This window comes from Cupriavidus sp. H39 (assembly GCF_050271075.1).
In the GTDB taxonomy this organism is placed as follows: Bacteria; Pseudomonadota; Gammaproteobacteria; order Burkholderiales; family Burkholderiaceae; genus Cupriavidus; species Cupriavidus necator_B.
In genome coordinates this window covers 1688682-1701126 of record NZ_CP189848.1, presented here as the reverse complement: position 1 = coordinate 1701126, position 12445 = coordinate 1688682, and the positions used below count along the sequence as shown (strand labels likewise).

9 protein-coding genes and 1 tRNA gene are annotated in these 12445 nt (G+C 68.7%); 4 read left to right on the top strand and 6 right to left on the bottom strand.

Annotation, left to right across the window (positions count from 1 at the left end; translation table 11 throughout):
* Positions 1-160: 160 nt before the first annotated feature.
* From clpP to mnmC, 3 genes are all read right to left on the bottom strand, one after another.
* A complete protein-coding gene (clpP, locus tag ACOCMH_RS23340; RefSeq protein ID WP_011615108.1) occupies positions 161-811 on the bottom strand; it encodes an ATP-dependent Clp endopeptidase proteolytic subunit ClpP in 651 nt (216 codons plus the stop codon).
* Between the two features lie 99 nt (positions 812-910).
* Positions 911-2266, bottom strand: a complete 1356-nt coding sequence (gene tig, locus ACOCMH_RS23335) for a trigger factor (protein ID WP_171514653.1) — start codon at positions 2264-2266, stop codon at positions 911-913.
* 228 nt (positions 2267-2494) lie between these two features.
* The gene (gene mnmC / locus ACOCMH_RS23330; protein ID WP_427313220.1) at positions 2495-4468 is read right to left on the bottom strand and encodes a bifunctional tRNA (5-methylaminomethyl-2-thiouridine)(34)-methyltransferase MnmD/FAD-dependent 5-carboxymethylaminomethyl-2-thiouridine(34) oxidoreductase MnmC; all 1974 of its coding nucleotides are present in this window, start codon (positions 4466-4468) and stop codon (positions 2495-2497) included.
* Positions 4469-4621: 153 nt separating this feature from the next.
* Here mnmC and ACOCMH_RS23325 point away from each other — a divergent pair, with 153 nt between their 5' ends.
* Positions 4622-5479, top strand: coding sequence for a 23S rRNA (adenine(2030)-N(6))-methyltransferase RlmJ (locus tag ACOCMH_RS23325; RefSeq protein ID WP_427313219.1), 858 nt, complete (start codon positions 4622-4624; stop codon positions 5477-5479).
* On the opposite strand, the gene ACOCMH_RS23320 is transcribed toward ACOCMH_RS23325, so the two are convergent.
* Positions 5454-5822, bottom strand: a complete 369-nt coding sequence (locus tag ACOCMH_RS23320; protein WP_427313218.1) for a VanZ family protein — start codon at positions 5820-5822, stop codon at positions 5454-5456. The two genes, ACOCMH_RS23325 and ACOCMH_RS23320, sit on opposite strands and share 26 nt — an antisense overlap.
* A 270-nt stretch (positions 5823-6092) precedes the next feature.
* Between ACOCMH_RS23320 and ACOCMH_RS23315 the strand changes: the two genes are divergently transcribed.
* Positions 6093-6179: transfer RNA gene (locus ACOCMH_RS23315), tRNA-Leu, on the top strand.
* 258 nt (positions 6180-6437) lie between these two features.
* Positions 6438-6878 (top strand): hypothetical protein, encoded by a 441-nt coding sequence (locus ACOCMH_RS23310; protein ID WP_427313217.1) that lies wholly within the window; start codon positions 6438-6440, stop codon positions 6876-6878.
* Between the two features lie 42 nt (positions 6879-6920).
* Here the strand turns inward: ACOCMH_RS23310 and ACOCMH_RS23305 are convergent, their stop codons facing one another.
* Positions 6921-10034: an efflux RND transporter permease subunit gene (locus tag ACOCMH_RS23305; protein WP_427313216.1), complete on the bottom strand. Its 3114-nt coding sequence runs from the start codon at positions 10032-10034 to the stop codon at positions 6921-6923.
* A gap of 4 nt (positions 10035-10038) precedes the next feature.
* Positions 10039-11238: an efflux RND transporter periplasmic adaptor subunit gene (locus ACOCMH_RS23300; RefSeq protein WP_427313215.1), complete on the bottom strand. Its 1200-nt coding sequence runs from the start codon at positions 11236-11238 to the stop codon at positions 10039-10041.
* Between the two features lie 353 nt (positions 11239-11591).
* Here ACOCMH_RS23300 and hpnD point away from each other — a divergent pair, with 353 nt between their 5' ends.
* Entirely contained in the window at positions 11592-12428 is an 837-nt protein-coding gene (hpnD, locus tag ACOCMH_RS23295; RefSeq protein WP_171514660.1) for a presqualene diphosphate synthase HpnD, read from the top strand.
* Positions 12429-12445: the final 17 nt, after the last annotated feature.

Sequence of the window (12445 nt, the reverse complement as noted above, 5' to 3'; positions counted from 1 at the left end):
TACCGGCGGTTCCCCCCGGCTGTGGGGCCAGGCACCCGTTTCATGGGTCCTGATGCAAAAAACGAGGCACGGGGCCTCGTTCCGGTGTAGCCTTCGCCATTTGGACCCAAGCCAGCGTGGCCGGCCGCCGCCGCGGAATGCGCCACGGCGGCCCGCGGCATCAGCCGCGACGGGCGAGGACCTTGTCGATCAGACCGTAGTCGACCGCCTGGTCGCCGCTCATGAAGTTGTCGCGATCGGTATCGCGCGCAATCTTCTCGACCGGCTGGCCCGTCACTTCCGACAGGATGGTGTTGAGCCGCTCGCGCAGGTACAGGATCTCGCGCGCCTGGATCTCGATGTCCGAGGCCTGGCCGCGCGCGCCGCCCAGCGGCTGGTGGATCATGATGCGCGAGTTGGGCAGCGCCGAACGCTTGCCCTTGGCGCCGGCCGCCAGCAGGAAGGCGCCCATGCTGGCCGCCATGCCCATGCACAGCGTGGACACGTCCGGCTTGATGAACTGCATGGTGTCGTAGATGGCCAGCCCCGCCGATACCGAACCGCCCGGCGAGTTGATGTACAGCGACACGTCCTTGTCGGGGTTCTCGCTTTCCAGGAACAGCAGCTGTGCCACCACCAGGTTGGCGGTCTGGTCGTTGACCTCGCCCACCATGAACACCACGCGCTCCTTCAGCAGGCGCGAGTAAATGTCATAGGCGCGCTCGCCCCGGCCGGACTGCTCGACGACCATCGGCACCAGCCCCAGGCCCTGGGTTTCCAGTGCCGAAGCCTGCGTGGTGGCGAGACGGTCAAGCAAATCATTGCGGGTCATGCATGTTCTCCATGGATTCATCGGATCGCAAGGCAATCCGGGTAACTCGGGAAGTCCGGGCCCCGCACCGTGGCGCGGGGCGGCCGGTCACTTCCGGCCTCAGGCTTGCTGCGGGTTGCCTTCGGCGGTGAGTTCCTCGAAGGACACCTTCTTGTCGGTGACCTTGGCCTTGTCGCACACGAAATTTACCACGTTGTTTTCGAGCACGTAGGCTTCCATTTCGGCCAGGCGCTGCTGGTCGCCGTAGTACCAGCGCATGACTTCCTTCGGGTCTTCGTAGCTCTTGGCGAAGTCCTCGATCTCGGCCTTGATCTGGTCGGCCTTGGCTTCCAGGCCGTTGGCCTTGACGATCTCGGCCAGGATCAGGCCCAGCTTGACGCGGCGCTCGGCCTGCTGCGCGAACATCTCGGCCGGGATCGGCATGTCCTTGGCGTTGGGCATGCCACGCTGTTCCAGGTCGCGGCGGGCCATTTCGACCAGGCGCTCCTGGTCCTGCTCGATCAGCGCCTTGGGCACGTCCAGCTCGCTCGCCTTCAGCAGCGCTTCCATGACCTGGTCCTTCAGCATCGAATGCGTGCGGCGCTTGACTTCACGCTCCAGGTTTTCGCGGATGTCGGCGCGCATCTTGTCGACGCTGCCGTCGGCGATGCCCAGCGACTTGGCGAAGGCTTCGTTCACTTCCGGCAGGTGGGCCCACTCGATCTTCTTCAGGGTCACGGTGAACTCGGCGGTCTTGCCGGCCACTTCCTTGCCGTGGTAGTCGGCCGGGAAGGCCAGCGGGAAGGTCTTGCTTTCGCCGACCTTCAGGCCCAGCGCGGCCTGCTCGAACTCGGGCAGCATGCGGCCTTCGCCCAGCACGAACGGGAAGTCTTCGGCCTTGCCGCCGGGGAACTCTTCGCCGTCGATCTTGCCGACGAAGTCCAGCGTGACGCGGTCGCCGTTCTGGGCGGTGACGTCGGCACCGCCGTCGCCATGCTCGCCGGCTTCGCCGCGGGCGTGGTAGTGCACGCGCTGCTTGCGCAGGATGTCGATGGTCTTGTCGACTTCGGCGTCGGTGATCTCGGTGCTGGTGCGGGTGACTTCGGCAGCCGACAGGTCGCCGATGGTCACTTCGGGGTACACCTCGAAGGTGGCGTCGAACGCCACTTCATCCTCGCCCACGCCTTCGTTCTTGATCTCGAACTTGGGCTGGCCGGCAACCTTGACGTCCTGTTCCTTGGTGAGGTCGAAGAACTTGCGCGCGGCCTTGTCGAAGCGCACCTCGAACTCGACCTGCTGGCCGTACTGCTTCTCGACCATCTTCATCGGCACCTTGCCCGGACGGAAGCCCGACATCTTCACGGTCTTCGACAGGCGAACCAGGCGCTCCTGCTTTTCCTTTTCCACTTCGGCCTTGGGGATGGCCAGGGTCACCTTGCGGTCCAGCTTGCCGAGGTTCTCAATCACGTTCGACATGGTCGTAGATCCAATCCAGAAATGTAGTTGTGTTCGTAGGTGCTGCCGTCTTGTACGCGTACCGTCCGCTTTACTGCCACGTCGCCGTCACCACAGGACGGCCGGGCAGCGCACCGGCGAACGGAAAGCTCCGCGCAAACGGAAAACGAGGATTATCGCACGGTTTTGATTCGCTTCCGGCAGATTTTGCCCGGAACGCGCCGCAACCCTGCAGCCTGGTGCGCCGCGCTACGCTGCCTGCCCATGGCGCAGCGCGCGCAGCAGCAGGCGTGCCGGATCCACCGCATCGGCCAGGTCCGACTCCAGCGGCAGTGGCTCGCCTTCGATCTGGCTGGCCAGCAGTTCCGCGCCCAGCGCTGCCCAGGTGAGGCCGCGCGAGGCATAGGCAAGGGCCGCGTAGAGCCCGGGCAGGCGCGGCAAGTCGCGCAGGTGGGCGCCGCGCAGCGACGCCGCCTGCGCCGCGGCGGCGGCCTCGTCGGGCACCGGCCCGATCAGCGGCAGCCGGTTGTGCGTCACGGTGCGCACGCCGACATAGCCCGACACGGCCGCCGGATCGATGGCGGCCACCGCGTCGGCCTGGTCCGGCAGCAGTCCGGCCAGCCGTGCCAGGTTGGCGGCGTGCACCGCGGGCTGCTCGACCAGCGGGCCGGTGTCGTCGTCATAGCTGGAGCCGACGCGGCCGCTGCCGTCGTCGGCACGCGGCAGCAGGTACCCCGCGCCGGTCACCACGCAATCGGGCCAGCCGCCGAGGGCATCGAGCTGCGCCGGCGCCAGCGTGGTCAGCTGCCCGCGCACGCGCCGCAGGATCCAGTGCCGCTGTGGCAGCAGTTGCTGGGCCTCGTGTGCATTGGCCAGCACCAGCACCGGCGCCGAGGCCAGCACGGCGCCGTCCTGCCCGAGCGCCTGCCATTGCCCCTCGACGCGCGCGATCGCGCCGACCCGGCAGCCGAAGCGCGCCGTGACCGCAGCGCCGGCGCGCGCCAGCTGCGCCGCGCAGATGTCCGGCGGCGCGACCCACCCGCCTTGCGGAAACCACAGGCCGCCGCGCGGCACGCCGGCGTGGTGCGTCGCGGCCGCCTCCGCCGCGCTCATCCAGCGCACGAAATCTTGCGGCAAGCCCATTGCCGCCAGCGCCGCGCGCTGGGCCTCGCCGTCGGCCTCGTCCTCGCCGATCTGCAGCACGCCGCAGCCGTGCCAGCCGACCGGATGGCCGGCCTCGGCCAGCGCCGCCCAGGCGCGCAGCGCGTACTGGTTGCCGGCGCGCGACAGCCGCGACAGCAGGCTGTCGTCGGCCGACACGTGCGCATGCATGGCCGCGGCGCGATGCGCCGAAGTCTGCCGCGCCGGTCCCTCGTGGCCGTCGAACAGGGTTACGCGCCAGCCGCGCGCGGCCAGCCGCTCGGTCATGGCGCAGCCCGCCAGGCCGGCGCCGACCACGATGGCATGGCGCTCGGGCCATTGCGCCGGCAGCGGCGGCGCATGGCGACGCAATTTCCATTGCGGGCGAAAGCGTGCCACCGTCATGTGGCGCTTGCCGCCAAAGCCGGGCACTTTGCTGACTTCGAAGCCGACTTCCTTCAGCCCGCGCCGCACGAAGCCCGCGGCGGTATACGTCGCCAGCGTGGCACCTGGACGCGCCAGCCGCGCCAGGCCGCGGAACACCGGCGCCGACCACATTTCGGCATTGCGCGCCGGGGAGAAGCCGTCCAGGTAGAAGGCATCGGCACCGGCGACCAGCCGCGGCAGCATGGCCTCGGCATCGCCCAGCGCCAGCGTCAGCACCACGCGGCCCTGGTCGAACGCCAGCCGGTGCAGACCCGGCAGCGCCAACGGCCATTGCGCCTGCAGCGCCTGCGCCAGCGGCTGCAGCCCATCCAGGCCGGCATGCAGTTGCGCCAGCCCGGCGCGCGTAAATGGATGCTTTTCGATCGAGACGAAATGCAGCGTGCCGCAGCGCTGCGGATCGTCGCGCCATGCCTGCCAGGTCGCCAGGAAATTCAGCCCCTGGCCGAAGCCGGTCTCGACGATGACGAACTGCCGTTGTCCGGCCCACGCGCCCGGCAAGCCATTGCCGCCGAGGAAGACATGGGCGGCCTGCGCCAGGCCGCCTTCGGTGCTGTGGTAGACGTCGTCGTAGCGGGGCGAATACGGCGTGCCCTGGGCAGACAGGATGGGCTCGGCGGGCTCTAGTGCGCGCGGCATGGGACAGGAAATTCTGAAGCAGATTGCCCGTGACGGAGCACCGGGGCGTGGGAGGGGCCAGGAAGAGCAACTGGCGGCGGATGGTAGCATAGCGGCCTTCTCGCGGACGTCGCCGTCTGCCCCGTTTTGCGCCGCCACGGCGCCCCGCTCCACATGCTCAGCTATCGTCACGCCTTCCATGCCGGCAATCATGCCGATGTCCTCAAGCACGCCGTCGTGGTGCAACTGCTCGAGCACCTGACGCAGAAGGACAAGGCGTTCTGGTATATCGACACCCATGCCGGCGCCGGCCTCTATGCACTGGACCACGCCTACGCGCAGAAGAAGGCAGAGTTCGAGACCGGCATCGCGCCGCTGTGGCGCGCCGCCGCCAGCGGCACCGCGCTGCCGGCGATGCTGGACGAATACCTGGATCAGGTGCGCGCGCTCAACCCGGACGGCAACCTGCGCCACTACCCCGGCTCGCCCTGGCTGGCCTGGCAGATGCTGCGCGAGCACGACCGGCTGCGGCTGTTCGAGTTACACAGCACCGAGATCCAGGTGTTGCGCGACAATTTCCGCGGCGCCGGGCGGCGCGTCATGCTGTACGACGGCGACGGCTTCGGTGGCATCAAGGCCATCCTGCCCCCGCCGCCGCGGCGCGCGCTGGTGCTGGTCGATCCCTCTTACGAAGACAAGCAGGACTACGCGCGCACCGTGCAGACCGTGCGCGACGGGCTGGAGCGTTTTGCCACCGGCGTCTACGCGGTCTGGTACCCGCAGGTGCAGCGGCGCGAAGCGGTGCAGCTGCCGGAGCAATTGCAGGGCCTGCCCCTCAAGAGCTGGCTGCACGTGACCCTGACGGTCAAGCGCCCGGTCGAGGGCGGGCTGGGCCTGCACGGCAGCGGCATGTTCATCGTCAATCCGCCGTGGCGGCTGCAGGAATCGCTGCAGCAGGCCATGCCCGTGCTGGTCGACCTGCTCGGGCAGGACGACGGCGCCGGGTTCACGCTCGAAGCCGAGGAGCACTGAGCCGGCGCACCAGCCAGTCCAGCGCCATGGCCGCAGCCACGCCGACGCTGTCGGCAAGCAGGTCGAGCCAGTCGGCCTCGCGGTAGCCGGTCTGCCCTTGCAGCAGTTCGATCAGGCCGCCATACGCGATCAGCCCCAGCCACAGCGGCCAGCCGCGCCCGGCGTAGGCACGCCCGCCCAGCACGCCCAGCACCGCAAAACCCAGCATATGGTTGGCCTTGTCCCAGCCGGTGGTCGGCAGCGGCTGCGTCGGCGGCATCAGCGAAAGCGCCAGCACGGTCGCGGCGCAAGCCCAGAACAGCAGGCGCCAGCGCAGCGGGGTAAGGGTCGGAACGGCAATCATGGGCGGGTGACGAACATCTGCAAAGCCGACAATATAGCCGCACGGGCCAGCCGCGGGCGGCCCGGCACCCCGGGGCTGGATTCCCCCCGCGCCTTGCGCTACAATCCGCAGCCTCGTTGCACTGCGGGCGCAAGCCTTGCCGACACCACGTCCGGCAGCCGGTGTCGCCAGCAACAAAGCGGGCAAAGGCGGGCAATTCCAGCCGCCTTTTTGCTTTCATGTCCTGCAACGAGCATCGCGGCCGCCCGTCCGGGCAGCGCCGCAAGGACCGCGAGGGTGGCGAAATTGGTAGACGCACCAGGTTTAGGTCCTGACGCCAGCAATGGTGTAGGGGTTCGAGTCCCCTCCCTCGCACCACCCGCCTGTCAAGTGGCGGGCTGACAACCTTCCCCCTTGCCCCTTCCCCCTTCCGAGTTCGATCGGCCATGCGGCATTCGGCTGCGTATCGCAGTGATGACGCGCGCGTTCGCGGCGCTTGCAGCAGGTGGTAGAACACCTGAGGGAAGCCGCCTTTCGCGGACCCTTGCGGCGATCTATGCTGAAGATGTTGGAGTTGCGCTGCGCGCTGCGCGCGTGGCTTCCAGCGTCATCACCTCAGCCCTGATCGGAGGGCATATGAAATTCCCTGCCTTGCTGTTGGCAGCGTCGATGGCCGCTGGCTGGACATCGCTCGCACAGGCCGCCGGATGCCAGTACGACATGCAGTGCAAAGGTGAGCGGATCTGCCACCAGGGGCAATGCGTCTATCCCGAAGTGGAAGAGTCGGCCGAGGCCGGCGGGCCGCCGAAGGCCGGCGCCGCCGCTGCCGCGACCGTCTCCGGGGCGGAAGTCACGCCGGTCCCGCATACCTCGGTAGTCCCCAGCGCGCCTTCTACCCTGACCGGCACCACCGTCAAACGCAGCCCCGCCCCGCCACCGCCGCGCGGATGCTGCACCGTGGCCGGCAAGCTGCGGCTGTCGCCGGGCTCGGCTTCGGACACCAGCCTGGCCAGCGGCGATGCCTGCCAGGGGCTGACGGCCTCCGGCAAACCTGTTCCCGGCACGATCTGCAACTAGGCGCAGGCCTGTTGCAGTGGCGCAGGACCATGGCGCCGGTCGTTATACGGCCACGGCGCCCGGTCCGCCTTCCGGCCGCCTGACGCGGAACCACGCCGCGTACAGCGCCGGCAGGAACAGCAGCGTCAGCACGGTGGCGATGATCAGCCCGCCCATGATGGCCACTGCCATCGGCCCCCAGAACATCGAGCGCGACAGCGGGATCATCGCCAGTACGGCGGCGGCGGCGGTGAGGATGATCGGGCGGAAGCGGCGCACCGCGGCTTCGACGATGGCGGTCCATGGCGGCACGCCGGCGCGGATATCCTGCTCGATCTGGTCGACCAGGATCACCGAGTTGCGGATGATCATGCCCAGCAGCGCGGTAATGCCCAGCTGCGCCACAAACCCCATCGGCGCGCGCAGCAGCAACAGCGTGGCCGCGGCACCGATCAGCCCCAGCGGGCCGGTCAGGAACACCATGGCCGCGCGCGAGAAGCTGTGCAGCTGCAACATCAGCAGCGTGAAGATGATGAAAATGCACAGCGGCAGCTGCGCCGCGATGGAAGCCCCGGCCTTGCCGCTTTCTTCTTCCGCGCCCGCGACGGTGATGCGGTAGCCCGGCGGCAATTGCGCGCGCAGCGTGTCCAGCTTCGGATTGATCTGCGCGGTGACGGTCGGCCCCTGGATGCCGTCGACTACGTCGGCCTGCACGGTCACGCCGAAGTCGCGGTTCTCGCGCCAGACCACGCCGGGCTCGGAGCGCAGCGCCACGCGCGCCACCTGCGTCAGCGGCACCACGCGCCCGGCGTTGGTCGGCACCAGCAGGTTGTTCAGGTCCGAGATCGCGTCGCGCTCGTTGCGCGGCGTGCGCATCAGGATGTCGATCAGCTTGTCGCCGTCACGGTACTGTCCCACCGGCACGCCGCTCAGCACGGTCTGCGTGACGCGGGCGATGGCCTGGGTGGTCACGCCCAGTGCACGCGCCTTGTCCTGGTCGATTTCCAGGCGCAGCATCTTGACGTTCTCGTTCCAGTTGTCGTTGACGCCGACGGTGTTGGGATTGGCGCGCATCTCGGCCTTGACCTGGTCGGCCAGCCGGCGCACGCCGGCGGCGTCCGGCCCGATCACGCGGAACTGCACCGGATAGGCCACCGGCGGCCCGTTGGGCAGCAGCTTGACGCGTCCGCGCAGGTACGGAAACTCGGCATCGAGCAGCTGGATGATGCGGCGGCGCAGCGCGTCGCGCACTGCGGTGCTGGCCGGCATCACGATCACCTGCGCCACGTTGCTCTGCGGGAAAATCTGGTCCAGCGGCAGGTAGAAGCGCGGCGCGCCGGTGCCGACGAAGGTGGTCAGGCTGGCGACCTGCTGGTCCTTGCCGATCCGTTGCTCGAAGCGCTTCGCTTCGGTTTCCATCTGCGCAAAGCTGGTGCCCTCTGGCATCCACAGCTCCACCATCAGCTCCGGGCGGCTCGAATCCGGAAAGAACTGCTTCTCGACGAACTTGAAGGCGTAGAGCCCCAGCCCGAACGCCACCAGCGTGATCGCGATCACCAGCTTGCGCCAGGTGACGCACCAGTCCACCAGCCGGCGGAAGCGCGCGTAGAACGGCGTGTCGAAGACCTCGTGGACCTCGCCCGCACCGGGGCCGCGGCTCTTGAGCAACAGGTAGCCCAGGTAAGGCGTGAAATAGACAGCGGCCAGCCATGACAGCACCAGCGCCAGCGCCGTCACCGCGAAGATGGCGAAGGTGTACTCGCCCACCGTCGAGCGCGCCAGCCCCACCGGCAGGAAACCGGCCGCGGTGATCAGCGTGCCGGTCAGCATCGGCATCGCCGTCGAGGTATAGGCGAAGGTGGCGGCCTCCATCTTGGAGAAGCCCTCTTCCAGCTTGCGCACCATCATCTCGACCGCGATGATGGCGTCGTCGACCAGCAGCCCCAGCGCCACGATCAGCGCGCCCAGCGAAATCTTGTGCAGGCCGATGCCGAAGATGTTCATGAACAGGAACGTCACCGCCAGCACCAGCGGGATGGTCAGCGCCACCACCAGCCCCGGCCGCACATCTAGCCGCAGCGGCCGCGTATGCAGGCCGAGCGAGACAAAGCTCACCGCGAGCACGATCACCACCGCCTCGATCAGCACCCGCACGAACTCGCCCACCGAGCGCTGCACCGCCTCGGGCTGGTCCTGCACCTGGTCCATCTCGATGCCCACCGGCAGCTGGCCGCGCAGCCGCTCGAAGACGCTGCGCAGGTTCTTGCCCAGCTCGATGATGTCGCCGCCCTTCTGCATCGAAATGCCCAGGCCGATCACGTCCTTGCCGTTGAAGCGCATGCGCGCCTGGGTCGGGTCGACATAGCCGCGGTAGACGTGGGCGATGTCGCCCAGGCGGATATTGGCGATGCCGTTGGGCCCGCGCAGCACCAGGTTCTCCAGGTCTTCGACGCTGGCGAACTGGCCCGACAGGCGCACCTGCAGGTTGTCGCTCGGCGTCACCAGCACGCCGCTGCCGGTCAGGTTGTTCTGCTGCGCAATCTGGTCGGCGATGGCGTTGAGGTCCAGCCCCAGCTGGGCAAAGCGCGCCTGGTTGAACTCGATGTAGACCTTCTCGTCCTGCAGGCCGATCAGCGACACCTTGGCCACCGACGGCACGCGCAGCAGCTCCTGGCGCACCAGGTCGGCGTATTCGCGCAGTTCCTTGTAATTGAAGCCGTCGGCCGAGAGCGCGTAGATGGTGCCGTACACGTCGCCGAACTCGTCGTTGAAATACGGCCCGCGCACGCCGGCCGGCAGGGTCTGCTGGATGTCGCCGATCTTCTTGCGCACGGTGTACCAGACCTGCGCGGTTTCCCTGGCGGGTGAGGTGTCCTTGAGCTGGAAGATCACCGTGGTCTCGCCCGGCTTGGAGAAACTGCGGATCTTGTCCGCATAGGGCACTTCCTGCAGCTGGCGCTCGATCTTGTCGGTGACCTGGACCGCGATCTGCTCGGCAGTGGCCCCGGGCCAGAAGGCCTGCACCACCATCACGCGGAAGGTAAACGGCGGGTCCTCGTCTTGCCCCAGCTGGAAGAACGCCAGCAGGCCGCCGAGCAGCAGCACCACCAGCAGGTAGCGGGTCAGCGGCTGGTGTTCGAGCGCCCAGCGCGACAGGTTGAAGCGGGAATGATCCATCCACTCACCCCTGCTTCGGGGTGGCGGCCGCTGCCGAGGCCGGCGTAACCGTCTGCAGGGGGCGCACCTTCTGCCCGGGGCGCAGCAGGTGCACGCCCGCGGTGACGATGGTCTGGCCCGGCGCCAGGCCCTGTCGCACCTCGATCTCGTTGCCGATGGCATCCCCCAGTGTCACCGCCACCGGCTTCACCGTGCCGGACGCGGTGTCGTAGACCCAGACCTGGTCGCGCCCGTGATCTTGCAGCAACGCGGTCAGCGGCACCCGGATCGCCGTCGCCGCGCCGGTGCGCACGAAGGTCACCACCGCGGTCATGCCGAGCTTGAGGTCAGCGGGCGGATTGGGCACGCTCACGCGGGTGGCATAGGTGCGCGTGACCGGGTCGGCCGCGGCGGAAATCTCGCGCACGCGGCCGGGCAGCGCGCGCTGCGGCGCGGCCCAGGTATGGACGGTGACGTCGGTCAGGCCGCGCAGCAGGCCGACCTGGTCCTCGGGCAGGCCGATCGCCACTTCCTTCTCGGCCGTTTGCGCCACCCGCACCACCGGCTGGCCGGGGGTCACCACCTGGCCCACCTCGGCGTCGATGGCGGTGACCACGCCGTCAGCGTCGGCATGCAGCACGGCATAGGCAGTCTGGTTGGACTGGCTGCGCAGCCCCGCCTGCGCCTGGCGCAGCCGCGCTTCGGCGGCATCGAAACTGGCCTGGCGCCGATGCTGCTCGGCAGCGCTGATAAAGCCCTTGGCGAACAGGTCGTTGTAGCGCTTCAGGTCGGCCGCGGCGAGGTCGCGGTCGGTCTGGGCGGCCTCGAACTGCGCGCGCGAACCGGCTTCGGCCAGCGACAGGTCGGTCGGATCCAGGCGCGCCAGCGGCTGGCCCTTGCTGACCACCGCCCCGACATCCACCAGCCGCGCGGCGATCTTGCCGCCGACACGGAACCCCAGCCGCGACTCCACGCGCGGGCGCACGTCGCCGGAAAACTCGAAGGCAGTCTTGCCGCTGTGGGGGCTGAGCTGCATCATGCGCACCGGGCGGATCTCCGGCGCGGGCTCCGGCGGCTTGCCGCAGCCGCCCAGTACCAGCGCACCGGCCAGCGACAGCGCCGCCGCGGCCATGCCACGCGCGGCGCGCCTGGCCTGCCGGTGCGGCGTCATGAGGACGGGGGTATCTGCGGCCGCAACTTCCGGCACTTGGCAACGCACTGGCATCGGTAGGCAACAAGTCGGATGGGCACAACGGGACGCTGGCCGGTCGCAGCGGCCGTCCGCGCCGCGCCACGTGGCGGGCTGTCGGTGGGCTGAACGGACGGGCCGGAAGCCGGCGAGGGGCAATAAATAACTTTCCGGTCAGTAATATAACGACCGCCTCGGGGTGCGTCAAACGGCAGGCGACGAAACGGCTGGAAGGAAGCCTCAGTTGCCATCTTGGCCGGCGAACTGCGCCAGCGCGCACCGGGGCAGCCCGCCCGCCGATGCTACAATCCGGCGCGCCGCTGCGGCTGCGTCGCGGTTTTTGCGCATCGGCCCGCCCCGCATCCCCCAATCTTCGACCCGAGACCGGCGTGACGCCCGATCAGTATTGCCAAGAGAAAGTCGCCCAGAGCGGCTCGAGCTTCTACTACAGCTTCCTGTTCCTGCCGGCCGAGCGCCGCCGCGCCATCACCGCGCTGTACGCCTGGTGCCGCGAAGTCGACGACGTGGTCGACGACACCCATGACGCCGCCCTGGCGCACCAGCAGCTCGACTGGTGGCGCGCCGAGCTGCGCCGCCTGTTCGACGGCGCGCCCACCCATCCCACCACCCAGGCCTTGCAGCCGCACGTCGCCAGCGCCGGCCTGAGCCAGGCCGAGATGGCCGAGGTGCTGGAAGGCATGGAGATGGACCTGACTCAGACCCGCTACCTGGACGAGGCCGGCCTGGCGCGCTACTGCCACTGCGTCGCCGGCGTGGTCGGCACGCTCAGTGCGCGCCTCTTCGGCTACACCGATCCGCAGACGCTGGTCTTCGCCGAAAAACTTGGCCAGTCGCTGCAACTAGTCAATATCCTGCGCGATGTCGGCGAAGACGCCCGGCGCGGGCGCATCTACCTGCCGGTCAATACGCTGCAGCAATTCCAGGTGCCGGCATCCGAGATCCTCAAGGGCGAGCATTCCGAGCGCTTTGTCGCTCTGATGCAATACCACGCCGGCCGCGCGCGCGCGCTGTACCATGAGGCGCTGGCGCTGCTGCCCCGGCAGGACCGCCGCGCCCAGCGCGCCGGCCTGCTGATGGGCGCGATCTATCACGCGCTGCTCGATGAACTGGAAGCCAGCCAGTTCCAGGTGCTGAACCAGCGTATCGCGCTGACGCCGCTGCGCAAGCTGTGGATCGCCTGGAAGACCTGGGTGCGCAACAGCTAGCGCGCCGACCACGCCTG